The organism is Sorangium sp. So ce327, assembly GCF_051530205.1.
Lineage (GTDB): Bacteria > Myxococcota_A > Polyangia > Polyangiales > Polyangiaceae > Sorangium > Sorangium cellulosum_B.
The window spans coordinates 1148656-1164507 of the sequence record NZ_CP150330.1 but is presented as its reverse complement, the minus strand read 5'-3'; the positions used below and the strand labels follow the sequence as shown (position 1 = coordinate 1164507).

The following is a 15852-nucleotide window of genomic DNA, read 5'->3' as shown; positions in this document are numbered from 1 at the left end:
ACAAAAAAAACGAGAGTCGCGGTGTCCGTCGGATGTATCATCGACGGTAAACCGCCCCCCTGTCGCCGCCACTCCTCTACCGATCACGGAGGAAGGACCGCCTTGCAGACAAGAGACCCCTGGCGCTTCCCCCCGAGCCCCAAGATCGACCCTCTCGTCGATCGCGTGACGACCGCGGATGACGCCGAGCGCCGCGTGAGCGCCATCGCCACCCGTGTCCCGATCACCCGAGTGTCTGATCTCTCGCCGCTCGACAGGCTCCGCCTCCCGGTCTTCGCCGCCGTCACGCCGCTCGCGCGCGATCTGACGACACACCTCGGCAAGGGTCGCGACGCGACGTCGGCCCGCGTCAGCGCGCTGATGGAGGCTGTCGAGCGCGTCTCTGCAGAATCCATCCCCGAATCTTTGACGCTGCGCGCGAGCTTCCGTGACCTCGAGGGGAGCCTCTCGCCACCCGCCCTCGACCCCGCCCTCTTTGACCTCCCCGACGATACCTTGTACTCCGCCGAGCGCGCGATCACCTGGGTCGCCGGGCGCGAGCTTCGCTCGGAGACCGGCGTCCTCCTGGCGGCCGACCTGGCCGTGAGCCCTCCGACAGACGGCCTCCTGCGGGACGTGGATACCAATGGGCTCGCCTCCGGCAGCACCGTCATCGAGGCCGTCATCCACGCCCTGTGCGAGGTGATCGAGCGCGACGCGCAGGCCCAGGTCGAGTTCTTCGCGCTCTTCGGCGCTCCCGAGGCTCCGCCCCCGCCGCTCGCGCAGATCGATCCGACGACCTTGCCCGACAGCGCTCGGGGCTGGCTCGATGCTCTGGCCGCGCATGACCTCCACATGGTCGTCCACGACATCACCAGTGATATCGGGGTCGCAACGTTCTGGGCCGTCCTCACCGACTCGCGCTTTCCGACCGCCGATGGTGTCGCCACCCGGACCTTCAGCGGCGCGGGGACCGCTCCAAGGGCCGAGGTCGCGCTGCTGCGCGCAATCACCGAGGCAGTGCAGTCACGCGTCGGCGTCATCCACGGCGCGCGCGACGCATGGAATTTTCTGCCCGCAGGCCGGCGCGCCGAGAGTCGCACCATCCGCCTGCGGCAGCTTCTGTCGATGAAATGGAGGCCGTTCTCGGCCGTGCCGTCCTTCGCCTCCACGGACCTCCGCGACGATCTCGCGTTCCTGCTCTCCCGCCTCGCGGACGCGGGCATCGAGCGCGTCATTGCCGTCGACCTCACGCGGCCCGACATCGGCATCCCGGTCGTGCGCGTCCGCGTGCCCGGCCTCTCGCCGTTCCTCGTCAACCGGCGGCGGGTGGGCGAACGCTGCCTACGCCATCTGCTGTGGCCGTAGCTCGTTTCTTATGGTCCCTCCCTGTGTTATGACGCGCCGCCGCGGCGACGAGCCAAGGACACCCTATGCCCACCATGCCGGATGCACCCGTCGTGTACATCGGCCCCACGATCTCGCGTCGGGACGCGGAGGCGGCGCTCGCTGGGGGCGATTTTCGCCCGCCGGTGGCGCGCGGGGACCTCTATGCCGCCAGGCAGCACGGGAGCTCCGTCTTCGTTATCATCGACGGGGTCTTTTCCCAGCAAGAAGCGGTGTCGCCCCGCGAGATCGTCGACGTCCTCCGGGATGGGGCGGTGGTCATCGGCGCCTCGAGCATGGGGGCCTTGCGAGCGGCCGAGTGCTGGCCGCTCGGGATGCGAGGGATGGGGGCGATCTATCGCCTCTTCCGCCGCAGCGCGCTTGGGTCCGATGATGAGGTCGCGGTGCTCATGGATCCCGACGACGGCCACCGCGCGCTGACCGTAGCGCTCATCAACGTTCGCCACGCGGTCTCGATGGCCGTCCGCGCCGGACGCGTCGACCGCGCGACCGCGGACAGGATCATTCGAGCCGCCGTCGACCTGTACTACGCGGATCGAACATGGAGCGCCATCCTCGGGCGCGCGCGCGTCTCGGATCCTCACGGACACATCCAAGCGTTCCTCGCAACCCACGATCTGAAGCGCGACGACGCCCTGAGGGCGCTGCGCGGCACCGCCCGGCGGATCGCGGCGGACCCCGGCGTCCTCGCGCGACGGCGCCTCGGTCCCGCATCCTTCGCGCGAACCGAAATCCACCGCGAGCGAGCGCACGACGCCCTCGGCGGTGCCGAGCCACGGCTCATGAAACGAGCGTTGGCTCGCTGGCAGCTCCTCGGCGGCCGCTACGTCGACCACCTGCTCCCCATCGTGGTCGCGCGGCGCGGGGAAGAGCTGTGCCGCCGTATCGAGATGGCGGCGCCGCGCGCGGCGCTCCTCCTTGGCGCGCTGCGCCTGGGCGCGGCGCCGTCAGGCGCTCAGGCGGATCCCGGCAGCGGCGCGCTCGTCGCGCCGACCGCGCTCCGCATTGCCATGATGGAGATCTGGATGGCGTTTATCGCCGCCGAGGCAGAGTTCGCAGAGGCCCTGTGGGACGAGCTCACGATCTCCGGTGGGCTCGACGCCGAGCTCTTCCGGTGGCGCGCCTTTCGCGAAGCGGAGCTCGATGCGCGACGACGCGGGCTCACGATCCGGCCGCGCGATCGCCAGCTCGCCTCAACAGCGATGCTCGCCGCCCACGGCTTTGCTGGTTGGCTCGACCTGCGGCAGGCGGCGGAGAAGACGGCCTACGGCCTTGGCCCTTTCGTCGAGCACCGCGACCGTATCGCCCTTTCGCTCCGATCGCGCGAGCGGATGTTCAACCCTCGCTCGCATAGTGACCGATGAACGGTGCGACCTCGCGAAAGCCCATCGTCGCATAAAGGGACTTCCCAGCCTCGGTCGCATGTAGCGCCATGCGCTTCGGGCCCTTCGCGAGCGCCGCCTGCTCGAGGGCGTGCCGCATCACGGCCTCTCCGTAGCCACGCTGCTGGTAGGCCGGTAAGGTCGCGACCAGGCCGACATAGTGGCACGATTCGAGGGACACGACGGTTGCGGTCGAGACAGCTTTCCCGTCCACGATGGCGAGATAACCGAACGCGGCGTCGGGCCACATCGATGGGTAGTTCACCGCCTCGATCCCCCACTCGTTCGGGATGCCATAGGCCTCGGCGTTGACGGTCCCCACCGACCGCCGCGTGTGCTCGTCGCGGACTCGCACATATTCCACGTTCGGCAGCTCATGCTGCGGTAGCGCGAACGAGTCCGCGACCATGCCGGTCATCGGCTCTGCGTGCGGCAAGCCTTGCTGCGCGAATATCTCCGGAGCGCGCGCGCGGAGCTCCGGAGGCAGCATGTCTGGGCTCACAAACAAGAGCCAGCCATGCTTCAGCCCGCTGGCGCAGGCGAACGTCGCGCGGATACGGGCGACGAGATCGACCTCGTCGTCGACCGGGGTGTCGAAGAACATCAGGTTACAGATCGGCCACGCGTGGTTCATCCACCTGGCCACGACGCCGGGGGCCGGCCTGCTGACGCTGCCGTCGGGCGAACGCTCTGCCCAGAAGGACCACGCGTCGATAAAGAGCTGATTCGATTCGAGCACTCGGCTGTCAATCATGGCGTCGTCTGATCGCTCTCGCGGTCTCCAAGGAGGGAGGTTGATTCACCCCTGCTGGGCCTGCGCGGGCTGCGCAGTCCACGCTCACACGCCCCGCGCGAGCGCCGCGAGCTCAGCCCTGGCGCTCTTCGCTTCTGCTGTTTCCAGCCCGTCGGCGATGTCCCCCGAGCGCGCCGCCGCCAGCTCGCGCGCGTGCCCCGCTCGCCCGTGCGCTCTCCAGAAGCGACAGAGGCTGTGGAGGGCGCGCAGCTCCAGGGCGACGGAGCCTTGCGCTCGAGCGAGGTCGAATGCCGCACGGAGGTACGCCTCCGCTTCGTCAACGCCGCCGCCTGCGCCGAGGGTCGCCTCGCCCTGGATGCGCATCAGCTCGGCGCTCCAGAGGCGCACCAGCGATTTCTCCGCGATTTCGAGCCCGCGCCGCGCGACCTGCCGCGCGTCGTCGAACCGCCCCTTCTCGAGGAGCAGGTCACCGACGATGCCGAGGAACAGTGTGTGCGCCACACCGGCGTGCTCGTCGACCTTGCGACGGAGATCGTCGAGCGCGGTGCCCTCGAGCGCGGCGTCGCCCGCGGCCCAGGCGAGGAAGAACTCGGCCTCGACCCTCCAGTACGGGAAGCAATGCTTATCGCAGAGCGCTATCGCATCCTGGATATAGCGACGCATCGACACCCGGTCGCCGGTGTAGAAGAACAGCTCGGCTCCGATGAAGATGAGCGCGCACGTCAAGGTGTGGGCGTGCCGCAGCTCACGCGCGAGCGCGAGCGCCTCTTCCCCGCGCGCGAGCGCGTCCTCCGTCCGGCCGCGATGCCAGAGCACGAGCGCGCCGAAGCAGAGCGCGAGCACCCGCAGATCGCCGCCGGTCACGGAGAGGTAGAGTCGTTCGTCGGGCGGGCACAGGGCGAAGGCCTGATCGAGCTGCGACAGCGCGCTCCGGAAGTCGCCCAGGAAGAAGTTCTGCGAGCCCAGCTCGAACTGCGAGACGGCGAGCAGCGCCGGCTCCCCGGACACCTCGGCGATACGCTGGAGGAGCTCCGAAAGGCGGACCGCCTCGCGGAGGTTGCTCATCACGTGATGGTGGAGGTGCAGCCCCACCAAGGCCCAGAACACCTCTGGGCTGTTGTCTGCACGCTCGCAGAGCGCCTGCGCGCGGGCATACGCGCGCTCGACGACGGGATCCGTATAGCCGCGGACGGCGATGAGCGCGGCGCCGTGCGCGAGCTGCATATCGATCTCGATCCGTTCGCGCGCCGGCATATGGGCCAGCGACTCGAGCAGCGCCAGACCCCTGCTGAGGTGGGCGGCCGCCTCGACGTGCGCCGAGCGCTGGTTGGCGAGGTGGCCGGCCTTGCGCCACTGGTCGACAGCGCGCTCCTCGAGATCTCCCTCGGCGAGATGGTGCGCGAGGAGCTCCGGCCTTGCTTCGACGACCTCCGGGAGCGTCTCCTCGAGCGCCTTCGCGATCCTCGCGTGCACCTGCTGCCGCGACCGCTTCAGCATCGAGTCGTACGCCGCGTCGCGGATGAGCCCGTGCTTGAACGTGTACGCGGCGCTCTTCAGCCGCCGCTTCCTGTACACGAGCTCCGCCGCCAAGAGCCTGTCCAGATCCTCCTGCGCCTCTGCCTCTCCGAGCGGGCTCACCGCCTGGAGCAGCTCGAACGTGAACTCCCGCCCGATCGCCGCCGCGATCTGCGCCGTCTCCTTGGCCCGGCCGAGGCGATCGAGCCGCGCCATCAGCGAGTCGCGAAGCGTGGCGGGTATCGCCAGCTCCGAGAGCGGCTTCACCAGCGCATAGCGCTCCTCGTTCTTCACCTCGACCAGCGCGCCGGCCTCGATCATCGCCAGGACCAGCTCCTCCACGAAGAGCGGCACACCGTCGGTGCGGCCCGCGACGACATCGAGCACCTCGGCCGGGAGCCCGCGGCCGCCGATGACCTTCATGGCCATCTGCTCGACCTCCGGCCGGCCGAGGCGCCCGAGCTGGATCTGCAGCACCGCAGCCGGCGACCACGACGGCGCGAACTCCGGCCGCGCCGTGAACAGCGCGAGCACGCGGGACGAGCCCACCTCGCCGACGAGCTGGCCGAGCAGCTCGAGCGTGCTCGGGTCGGCCCAGTGCAGATCCTCGATGAAGAGCGCGACCGGCTCCCTCTCGGCCATCTCGAAGAGCAGCGAGAGCACGGCGTTGCGCGTCAGCTCGCGCTGCTTCTGGGGCGAGGCGTCGAGCGGCGCCCACGTCCCCGGCAGCGTGAGCGACAGGAGCGACGCGAAGAGCGGCATCGCCTCGGACAGGTCGAAGCCGTGGAGCGAGAGCAGCGCCTCCAGCTTGTCCGCCCGATCCTCGGGCTTTGCCTCGCGGCGCGGATCGATCAAGCGCTCGAGCAGGCTGACGATGGGGTAGAACGCGCTGTTCGCGCTGTCCGGTGTGCAGCGGCTCTCCAGCCAGCTGTGCGCCTCCGCATCGATCCGCTCTTCGAGCTCGCGGGCGAGGCGCGACTTGCCGATACCCGGCTCACCGGTGATGAGGACGGCCTGGCCTCCGCCGCTGCGGACGTGGCCCCAGCGCTCCAGCAGCGTGTCAAGCTCCCGCGCGCGGCCGACGAGGGGCACATCTCGGAGCCCGCCGGGCACGCTCCCGTCCCGCAGATGGAACACCTCGACCGGCGCTTCGGAGCCATCGAGCGAGCGGGAGCCATCCTCCTCCAGCGCGAAGTGCTTGCGGAGCAGCCGCTGCGTCTCACCGCTCACGACGATGCCGCCGGGCTCCGCCGCCGCGCTGAGCTGGGCGGCCAGGTTCGGCGTCGTCCCCACGACGTAGCCGAGGCCGGCGACCTTCAGATCGCGCAGCTCACGCGCGATCACCAGCCCGGTGTGGATCCCGATGCGGAGATCGATGCGGATCTTGCGCTCCGCCTCGACCGCCTCTCTTCGCCGGCGCAGATCCGCCGCCATCTCACGCGCCGACTCGGCCGCGCGGCGCGCGGCGTCCTCGCGCGCCGTCGGGTAGCCGAAATAGAACAGCACGCTGTCGCCGAGCACGCCCGCGACGTGGCCGTGGAAGCGGCGGGCGATCATCGTGCACGCCTCCTGCTGGAGGCCGAGGAGCTGATCGAGCTCCTCCGTGTCCACCTGCCCCTGCGCCGTGCTCGACGCCGCCAGGGTGCAGCAAACGGCCGTGATCTGGCGCCGCTCGCCCTCCACCAGCTGCTTGGAGCGCCCACCGTCGGCCAGCTGCCTGGCGAGCTCCACCGTCTCCGTCAGCATGTCCGGCGCGACCCGCTGGAGGCGCACGGGGGCGCTCCTCGATCGCAGCCCGCTCACGTCGCACTCCTCGAGCTCACGCAGGAGCCCCTCGGTGGTGACGTTGCGCGCCGCCGCGTCCTTCGCCGTCGCGCGTCGGAGGATGTCCCCGAGCGGATGGTCGACGATGGTCGCGGGGATGGCGACGGGATCGGCGGACAGCTGGTTGAAGATCACGTCAGCCGCGGTGTCGCCCGCGATCACGCGCTTGCCGGTCAGGCACTCGAGGAAGACCAAGCCCCAGGCATAGAGATCGGTGCGCGGCGTCGGAGGCTGGCCGCGGAGCTGCTCGGGCGCAGCGTAGGCGGGCGTGCCCACGGACTCGTTGGTCAGCGTGAGCCGCGTCTTCTCCTCGCGGCTCGCCTCCTCCGTGAGCGCGCCGATACCGAAATCGAGCACGAGCACGTTGCGCCTGGCGCCGGTGGGGATGACCATGAGATTCGCGGGCTTGAGATCCCGGTGGATCACCCCCTGCGCGTGCGCGCAGCCGAGCGCGTCGAGGATCTGCAGCATGAAGTGCCGCGCCTCGCGAGGATCCAGCGGGCCCTCCTCGGCGAGGACCCGGGCGAGGTCCTTGCCAGGCGCGAACTGGAAGACCGAATAGACGACGTCCTCGTCCGCCTGCCCCGAGTCGATGAGGCTGACGATGTTCGGATGGTGGAGCTGCCCGCAGAGCTGCATCTCGCGCTTGAAGCGCGCGACGCGCTTCTCGCGCGCCTGCGCCGCGCCGCTCGATCCGAGCTGCAGCACCTTGATAGCGACGCACTGGCCCGTCGCGAGCTGCCGCGCCTTGTAGACGGTGCTGAAGCCGCCCTCGCCCAGCTCGGCGAGAATCTCATAACGGTCCCCGAGCACCGCGCCGATCTTCTGTCGAGAGTCCAAGCTGCCCCTGCCTTTGTGTGGCGCGCACTACCACGCACACCACATTCTCTACCTACAAGGAATCTTGTTCGCCTCGCAACCGTTTTTTATCGTGGCCTGGCCTTTCGAGGGCGCCGCCGCCTCGAGCATTCTGGACGCCCCGGTGAAGGCGGGGTTGTCCCGCCTCGGCGGCATCTTGCTCATCGCCCGCTCGGCCATGGCGGTGATGGTGAGCGACGGGTTCACGCCCAGGTTCGCGGGCACCATCGAGCCATCGACCACGTAAAGGCCGTCGTGGCCGAACACCTGGTTGCGCTGGTCGATCACCCCGCGCTCCGGGCTGTCGGCGATCGCGCAGCCGCCAAGGATGTGCGCGGTAGTCGGGACGTTCAGCACGGCCTCGTTGATGGCGTTGCGCGGGGTGCCGTCCATCAGCACGGCGAGCCGCTTGCCAACCTCGTTGGCGACGGGGATGTACGCCGGTGGCTTCGGCTGGCCGGGCGGTCTGTGGGTGGTCATCCCGCCGCGCTTCCAGGCGAGCTGCATGTAATTGTCCACCGTCTGCATCACGAGCAGGATCGTGGAGCGCTTCGCGAACCTGAACGGCAGGAGCCCGGTGATCAGGTCGATGGGGTGGAGCAGCCGCCGGCCCAGCCAGCGCAGCCAGCGCGGCAGGCCCGGCGCGTCGTCGGTGAGCACCGTGCCCAGCGCGCCCATCACGTCGGAGCCGGCCGGGTAACGCACCGGCTCGATGTGCGTGCGCGCGTCCGGGTAGATGCCGCTCGCGATCGCGATGCCACGGGAGTAGTCGACCCGGTCGTCCCTGGCCGTCACCCCGAGGATGACTTCGCTGTTGGTACGCACGTAGTTGCCGAGCTGCGTGGAGAGGTGGGGTAACCGGCCCTCGGCCCTCGCCTTCAGCAGGAGCTTCACCGTGCCCAGCACGCCGGCGCTGAGCACCACCCCGCGCGCCCGGAGCGTGCGGCGCCGCTTCCTGAGCAGCGCGGTCGAACGCTCCAGGGTGAGCTCGTAGCCGCCGCCCGGGAGCGCTTCGATCGCGGTGACCATCGTCTCAGGCTGGATGGTGCAGCCCTTCTTCTCGGCCAGATAAAGGTAGTTGAGGTCGAGCGTGTTCTTGGCGCCGAAGCGGCACCCCACCATGCAGCCGCCGCAGTGGACGCACGTGGTGCGATCGGGCCCCTCGCCGGCGAAGAACGGGTCTGGCACGCGCTGCCCTTCCTGCTCGCCCTCCCTCGCGAAGAGGACACCCACGCTGGCGACGTGGAACGTGTCCCCCCGGCCCATCTCGTCGGCGATCTGCCGGAGCTGACGGTCGGCCGGCCAGAGCTTCGGGTTCGCGGTCACGCCGAGCATGCGCTTCGCGAGCTCGTAGAAGGGCATCAGCTCGTCGCGCCAGCTGGTGCCGGCCGGCCAGCCGGGGCTGGCAAAGGCCTCGGGCGGGGGCACCAGCAAGGTGTTGGCATAGACCAGCGAGCCGCCGCCCACGCCCGCGCCCGAGAGGATGAGCGTGTCGCTGAGCAGCGTCAGCCGCTGGATGCCGTGACAGAGCAGCCTGGGCGCCCAGAGGAACTTCCGTACATTCCAGTTGGTCTTCGGGAAATCCTCCTTGCGCCAGCGCTTGCCGCACTCGAGCACGGTGACGCTGTAGCCCTTCTCGGTGAGGCGCAGCGCGGAGACGCTGCCGCCGAAGCCCGAACCCACGATGGCGAAGTCGACGTCGAAATCCATGCCACCCGCTTCTCGGGGGGGAGTATGGCCCAGCCGGTCTCCAGAGCCCACCGGCGGACGCGGCTCGGCCTCGCGCCTCGCGCCTCGTTGACCGCGCGCACGCGCTCCGACGCCGCCGTCGCCGAGAGCGGGGCGCGCCGTTCTGGAGAGGCGCACACCTCGGCGGGGATCTCGGCGGCCGGAGGACGCTCTCGACGTCCGCGGTGCGCCCAGGCCAGCGCAAGGTGCTGGTCGGCTGCTCGCTGCGCAGCAGCGCCCGCGCGCCGGCGCCCGGCGCAACACCTCCACCCGCGGCATTCACCGCTGGTACGCCCCGTGCGTAGCGCCACCGCGGACGAGGAGACGCGAACCATGGGCCATCCGACCATCTACCCCACCGGGGTCACCCTCTATGACCCGGACCGGAGCTGGAACGGCTATACGATCTTCCAGGCTGCAGGGGTGGGCGCGCTGCTCATCGACATGAACGGCCGTGAGGTGCAGCTCTGGAATGGGCTGCACGGGTTTCCCAACAAGCTGGTGCCCGGTGGACAGGTGTTCGGCAGCACCGGGGAGCGCGACCCGCGGCACGGGGCGCAGGACCAGATCGACCTCGTCCAGGTCGACTGGGAAGGCAACGTGGTGTGGCGCTTCGACCGCCTCGAGCACATCCACGATCCCGGCGAGGCGCCGCGCTGGCTTTCGCGCCAGCACCACGACGTCCAGCGGCAGGGCAATCCGGTCGGCTATTACGCGCCCGCCCAGGGCTACGGCGCCGAGGCGGATTTCTGCGTCGCGCCCACGGAGGGGAGCGAGGCGCAGAGATGATCGGCGTCAGGCGGACCGGCGCGCGGGCGCCCACGTGCTCGACGCGCTCCCGGGCGGCTCGCGGCGCGGCGAGCTGGCTTCGTCGGTCGCTGCGCGGAGCGAGGAGCGCGCGCTGCTGGTGACCGGCGCGGCGCCCGTGGAGGCGCAGGGGGCGCCCTGGGAGGCGCTGTGTGCGGCGGCGGCCGAGCCAGAAGGCGAGGAGGCGTCGGCGGGCCTTCTGTGCGGCGCGTGGCGGCCTCCTCCCGACGAGCGTGCGGTCGCCCGCGGCGGCGGCCCGTGCCGGACCGCCGCCGCGCCAAGCCGCCTGGATCTTACCTTGGTCTCCCGGGTCGCCGAGGAGGCCAGCGACTGCGGCCCGGGAGGACCTTTCTCGACTGCGACTTTCTCGACTGCGCGGCGCTACTGGAAGGTCACCGAGAGCGTCGGACGCCTCGCGACATTGGCCACCTCGCTCGAGCAGATGCGCAGATCCTTGCCGGTCGCGGTGTTGGCGAGCACGAGGCCTTGATTGGCGGCGCTGCTCCGGACCCACCTCTGCACGCTGCCTGGGTCGAGCGCGATCGATCTGCGCTGATAGCCGCTATCGTCGATGTTCAGGAACTGAAAGGTCGGTCCCTGCACGTCGCCCGAGCCGATGCCCGGCGCGGTCCAGTTGCTGCCCGCGCCCCCACTTGTGAAGCCCAGCGTCGCGGAGCCGTAGCTCCACGGCGTCTTCATGAAGTTGCCGTTCAGGGCTTGCGGTCCGACCCAGCTCTCGAAGGTCACGTCGAGCTTGGCGGCCGTCACCGTGGCGGTGGTGGGGATCTGCGATACGTCGAAACGAATGAGCGCCTTCATGGTGTAGCGGCGCGTGTCGGCGAGGAGCACGTCGTTGGTCTTGTAGACCGTGCCGACAGGGTTGCTGGACGAGTAATTCAGGCTGGAGATGCTCAGATCTTGCACGCCGGTGTAGCCATTGACGCCCTGAGTGAAGGTCAGCGTCTGCGCTGTACCGCTGGGCGGCGTCGGCGTCGGCTCGGTCGGCGTCGGCGGCGTCGGCTCGGTGGGCGGCGACGGTGTGGTCGGCGTCGACGTCGGAGGCGTCGAGGAGCCCGCCGTGACAGCGCCGGTGGCGCTGACCTTGAAGCTCAAGGTCTTGCTGGCGCCCGACACCTGCAGCGCGCCGCCCGCGCTCACGCGGATGCGCCATTTTCCGCCGGAGGCGACGGCCGTGACCGCGTATCCGGAGCTCGAGGGCGCAACATCGACCAGCACATGCTCGGCTGCCGCTTGCGAGACCAGGTACTCCGCGCTCGACACGGTGCCGGTCGCGGCCTGATCGGCCGAGAACAGCACGACCTGATTCTGCGGCGCCGAAAGCTCGACGCCCACCACGTTGCCGGCGATTACGTTGCCGTCCGCAGCCGACAGTCGCGTTTGCTCGCCGAGCGTCGCGCCCGCCGAGACGACGGTCAGCCACTGCTGCGCCGCCGCACGCACCGGAGCGTGCACCTCGAGCCGCGCCGTCGAAGCGGGCAGCGTCGTCGTCGTCGTGCTCGCGCTCTTCGGCAGCAGCGCGCGCACGCTTCCAACCAGCGTGGTCCCCACCACGACGTCGAAGCGCTTCTGTGTCGCGTCGGCGGTGGTCACCTGACGCGGCGCCACGGGTGTGTGAAAGCTCATCCACTGGTCCGCGCTGGCCTTCGCCACCGTCGTGCGGTCGAACAGCACGAAGCTGCCTGGACGGAAGAACACCACGTCGCGCGTGAACTGCGAGACCGGCTTGACCGTGGGGCTGCCGTACTGGTCTCCGAGGCCCGTGGCGCGCGCGCGCACGAACGCGCCGCGGTCCTCGTACCGCTCTACATGGGCGTTCGAATCGACCGGTGAGAGCGAATTTTGTCCGGGGTTGTACCGGTTCGTGGCGTCGTCGACGAAGAAGGTATTGTGCAGCCGGCGCTGGCTCGTGCCGTAGCTGTCGTCGTTCACCAGGTTCTCGCAGGCGTTGCCGCAGTTCTGGGGCAGCCAGCCGGTGGCGTTCATCAGTACCGGCTGATCGCCGACCACCACGCTCAGACCGCCGGCGTTGAACATCTGCTCACCGGAGTAGGCGGCGTTGATGTACGCGCCGCCAGACAGCGCCCCCCACACGGCCGTCTTGTCCCAGGACGAGCGCATGCCGACGTGGCCAGGGCCGGCCGCGAAGTGCGACAAGCCGCTCGACTGGTACCCGCTCCTGGCGGCGGCCGGATCGCCATACAAGAACTTGGACCACGGCGCCGAGTCGTCGCCTGCTGCCGCGATCACGTCGGCGGCGAAGCCGCGCGCGACGGCGGCCGAGGTGTCACCCTGCTGCTCGAGCATGGTCGCCAGGCCGAGGAACATCGCCGCAGAAGGACGCATGTTGATGCCCGCACGAATCGTGCCCTGGTCGTCCATGTGCTTGAGTGAAGGCCACGCGAAGTACCGAGCATAGGTCGCCTGCTCGCGGGCCAGCGGCAGCTCCTTCCACCAGTCGAGGCCGGTCGCCGTCTTGGTCGCCCACAGCGCCTCGACCATGTACAAGACGGCCCTGCCGCCGTAGCCCCAGCCCTCCGGCCAGCCTCCGCCGGCCATCATGCTCGTGAACTTCGGCTTCACGAGCTGTCCCCACATGCGCGTCACGACGTCGTTCCAGTACACGCTGGCCTTGGCGTTCTCGCCCTCGGTCGCCAGCGCTGCCGCGGTCTTGGCCAGGTAGTAGCCGGCGAAGTAGTTACCGATCGGGTCGTTCTTGATCAACCCGCTCTCGTCGTACCAGTCGATCCACGCGTTCATCGAAGCGACCAGGCGCGTCCTGGTCGCAGCCGGCAGCGCCGGGTAGAGCCAGTCGTAGCCGAACGCCATACCGACCACGTAGTTTCGGATGCCGTAACCCAGGTCCGTCGACGGCTTCTGCCCCCCGGACGCGACCGGGGTGCTCATGGCCTCCAGCAGGCGAACGCCGGCCTCGCCGTAGCGAGCCTGCGCGGCCGTGTCGGTCGTCACGCGATAGCAGATGCCCAGCGCGCGCACGACCGGCGGATACTCGTCACCTTGATAGCCTTGCCCGACGTTCGGGTAGCCCGGGTAGGTGCTGCCGTTCGGCGGGTGCATCGTGCCGGTCGTGTAATCGTCGCAGCGCTTCTTCAACGCCGTCCAGGCGGCGTCGCCAGCCGCGGCGCGCGCCTTCAGGCGCGCGATGACCGAGTCGGTCAAGATGAGCCGCGCGGCGGGGCGCGCCACCAGCATCTCCTCGCTCGCGCCCACGTCTTCTTCGGCCAGCTCAGCCAGCTCGTCCGAATCGGGGACGCCCAGGCAGCCGAGCAGGCCGGAGCTCCCGGCCAAGAACGCCAAGGGAAGGAAGTGACTGATTCTACGCATTGAGTCTCCTTTGACGGAAGGCACACACGTGCCCCGTCGCAGACTTGCTTCGTCTGTGGGTTACCCGTTCGGCGACTGACTTCGAATCGGGGCCTGCGCGGCCCCTCCGCGGTCACGTCCTCATCGAGCGGCGCTCAACGATCGACATCACCACGAGCGAGGTGATGAGCTTCCCGGCGGCAAACGACCGCGACCCAAAGCATCGAGAAATCGAATGCATGGCTTCTTCTCCCCCGGCGTCGTCGAACCGCTGCGGTGGACAGGACCGTGACGGGCGAAGGCACCAGGGGGCAAAAGAGGAGCCTCCCGCTGCATGCCTTCGCGCCGCGAACCATCGGTGCAGACCATCCAGCACCAGAGGGTGCGGATACAGGCGCTCTCGTGAAACGACTCTATTCCCGGATCGACATGTCCGGTCAAGACGAAATACTTTCCAGGATCAAACGACCGCCAATTAGGTCGCACACTTCGGTCGTTATTCACATCAAGGCTATAAATTTTCGATGCAGAACTGAAGTGCTCAGGCCGCCCGCCGGTGTGAAGCAAGGTATAGAGAAGCGGCCGTCCGCTCGCTTGAGTGTATGAAGGCAGACGAAATCCACAGAAGTGTTGGTGAACACCCAGCGCGACTGGGTTATCCAGGCCAGCCAACGACCTTTACTTACCTGACCCCGCGCTGGCTGGCTCGGCGGCGGCCCCCGCGACGCGATGGAGGTCGCGCGCTTCGTTGGCGACACCGCGACTCCGCAAGCAAGAAGCCGCTCCCAGTCCTGATCGAGCGCTGTGCCGAGGGTTGGCTACCCGGATCGCGGCTCGCCAGGGCCGCTGGAGCGCCGCTCGCCGTGACCTTCGTCCGCGCGGTCGCGAGGCTGCGAAAGGCGTGCTCGCGAGCCGCTCGCCGATGGAGCTCGTGTACCGGTCGCGGAGCGCGAGTGCGTCGACGAGCTGCCGGTCCTTCGCGCGCTTGTCGTGGAGAGCAAGACTCCAAAGCAGCGCGAACGCCGCTCGCTTCTCGAATTCCCCCTCTTCACGGCTCCACTGCTCGACCTTCGCCCACGCGTCGTCGCGGCGAGGTGCCGGCAGCGCGCCTGGATCTTCGGAGGCGCGCTGCCCCGGGGTCACACTGCGGTGTAGCCGCCGTCCACGGTCAGCTGCGTGCCGGTCATGTACGACGACCAGTCGGACAGCAGGAAGACCGCCGGTCGAGCGATCTCGTCTGCGTGCGCGTACCGCTTCATCAGCGTGGCCGCGCCGAAGGCGTCGAGCACCTGCTCGCCGCTTTGCATATGATCCCAGATCTCGGTCTCCACCGGGCCGGGCAGGATGGCGTTGACGCGAATCTTGTCCGCCGCGTAGTCGATGGCCGCAGACTTGGTGAGGCCGAGGATCGCGTGCTTGGTCGCGGCATAGACGCCGAACCCGGGCGCAGAGACCGTGGAGGCGATCGAGCCGCAGTTGACGATCGAGCCGCCGCCGCCCTTCTTCATGACGGGCACTTGATACCTCATGCACAGATAGATGCTGTGCAGGTTGACCTGCATGAGAGCGAGGTAATCGGCGACCGGCACGTCCGCGAGCGGCCCGAGCGCGGTGGCGATACCGGCGTTGTTGAAGACGCTGTCCAGCCGCCCATGGACCTCCACGGTGCGCTCGATCAGAGCGTGGATGTCCGCCTCGACGGTGACGTCGGTGCGGACGAACAGCGCGTTTCCACCCTCCACCTTGATGCGGGCCGCGAGCGCGTCGCCCATCTCCTGGCGTCGCGCGGCCAGCACCACCTTGGCGCCGGCCCGCGCCGCCGCGATCGCCGTCGCGGCCCCGATTCCCGATGTGGCCCCGGTGATCAAAACGACTTTATTGCTGAGCATGGTAATCTCAACTCCGTGTAATAAGGATTGGAATGGTTCGAGAGACTGGCTGTCTTCAGCTGACGGGACGACGGCGAAGAGGAGCCGCCCGAGGGGCCGCCGGTGCTCGTCGCGACGTTCGCGGCGCCGCGGGCTCGCCTTGACGAGCTCGAGGCCGTCCAAGCGTTCGCGCTGGCGTGCCACCGAGGATAGCCCGCGCGAAGCCATTCCGACCTGTCAAGAATTTTCCGCCAATGACCGGCAGTTGGCATAAAATACCAACAGATCCAACGAGTTCACTCGGATATGTAATATTATATACATTACGCTGGCGACGCCGTCAGATTTCAGCGCTGCCCGATTCTATTTGGCGAGGGCGGGAACGGCA

At 69.0% G+C, this 15852-nt stretch carries 7 protein-coding genes and 1 pseudogene; 3 read left to right on the top strand and 5 right to left on the bottom strand.

Features of this window, described 5'->3' with window-relative positions; genetic code table 11:
- The first annotated feature begins 102 nt into the window (after positions 1 to 102).
- Positions 103 to 1347 carry a YcaO-like family protein gene (locus WME95_RS04320; RefSeq protein ID WP_437907138.1) on the top strand — a complete coding sequence of 415 codons (1245 nt, stop codon included), beginning with the start codon at positions 103 to 105 and terminating at the stop codon, positions 1345 to 1347.
- Between the two features lie 74 nt (positions 1348 to 1421).
- Positions 1422 to 2750, top strand: coding sequence for a TfuA-like protein (locus WME95_RS04315; RefSeq protein ID WP_437907137.1), 1329 nt, complete (start codon positions 1422 to 1424; stop codon positions 2748 to 2750).
- Here WME95_RS04315 and WME95_RS04310 read toward each other — a convergent pair.
- The 3 genes from WME95_RS04310 to WME95_RS04300 all read right to left on the bottom strand — a co-directional run bounded on the left by WME95_RS04310 (position 2722) and on the right by WME95_RS04300 (position 9429).
- Positions 2722 to 3522, bottom strand: coding sequence for a GNAT family N-acetyltransferase (locus tag WME95_RS04310; RefSeq protein WP_437907136.1), 801 nt, complete (start codon positions 3520 to 3522; stop codon positions 2722 to 2724). The two genes, WME95_RS04315 and WME95_RS04310, sit on opposite strands and share 29 nt — an antisense overlap.
- Positions 3523 to 3606: 84 nt before the next feature.
- The gene (locus tag WME95_RS04305) at positions 3607 to 7701 is read right to left on the bottom strand and encodes a TOMM system kinase/cyclase fusion protein (RefSeq protein ID WP_437907135.1); all 4095 of its coding nucleotides are present in this window, start codon (positions 7699 to 7701) and stop codon (positions 3607 to 3609) included.
- 48 nt (positions 7702 to 7749) lie between these two features.
- Positions 7750 to 9429 carry a GMC oxidoreductase gene (locus tag WME95_RS04300; RefSeq protein WP_437907134.1) on the bottom strand — a complete coding sequence of 560 codons (1680 nt, stop codon included), beginning with the start codon at positions 9427 to 9429 and terminating at the stop codon, positions 7750 to 7752.
- A gap of 351 nt (positions 9430 to 9780) precedes the next feature.
- Here WME95_RS04300 and WME95_RS04295 point away from each other — a divergent pair.
- Positions 9781 to 10167, top strand: a pseudogene (locus tag WME95_RS04295) (thioredoxin); the annotation flags it as partial.
- 468 nt (positions 10168 to 10635) lie between these two features.
- Here WME95_RS04295 and WME95_RS04290 read toward each other — a convergent pair.
- A complete protein-coding gene (locus WME95_RS04290; protein WP_437907133.1) occupies positions 10636 to 13617 on the bottom strand; it encodes a DNRLRE domain-containing protein in 2982 nt (993 codons plus the stop codon).
- Positions 13618 to 14735: 1118 nt separating this feature from the next.
- The gene (locus tag WME95_RS04285) at positions 14736 to 15668 is read right to left on the bottom strand and encodes an SDR family NAD(P)-dependent oxidoreductase (RefSeq protein WP_437907132.1); all 933 of its coding nucleotides are present in this window, start codon (positions 15666 to 15668) and stop codon (positions 14736 to 14738) included.
- Positions 15669 to 15852: the final 184 nt, after the last annotated feature.

Coding starts and splice junctions, on each gene's coding strand:
- WME95_RS04310 (WP_437907136.1), bottom strand. CDS start 3,522: ATGATTGACAGCCGAGTGCTCGAATCGAATCAGCTCTTTATCGACGCG.
- WME95_RS04315 (WP_437907137.1), top strand. CDS start 1,422: ATGCCGGATGCACCCGTCGTGTACATCGGCCCCACGATCTCGCGTCGG.
- WME95_RS04300 (WP_437907134.1), bottom strand. CDS start 9,429: ATGGATTTCGACGTCGACTTCGCCATCGTGGGTTCGGGCTTCGGCGGC.
- WME95_RS04290 (WP_437907133.1), bottom strand. CDS start 13,617: ATGCGTAGAATCAGTCACTTCCTTCCCTTGGCGTTCTTGGCCGGGAGC.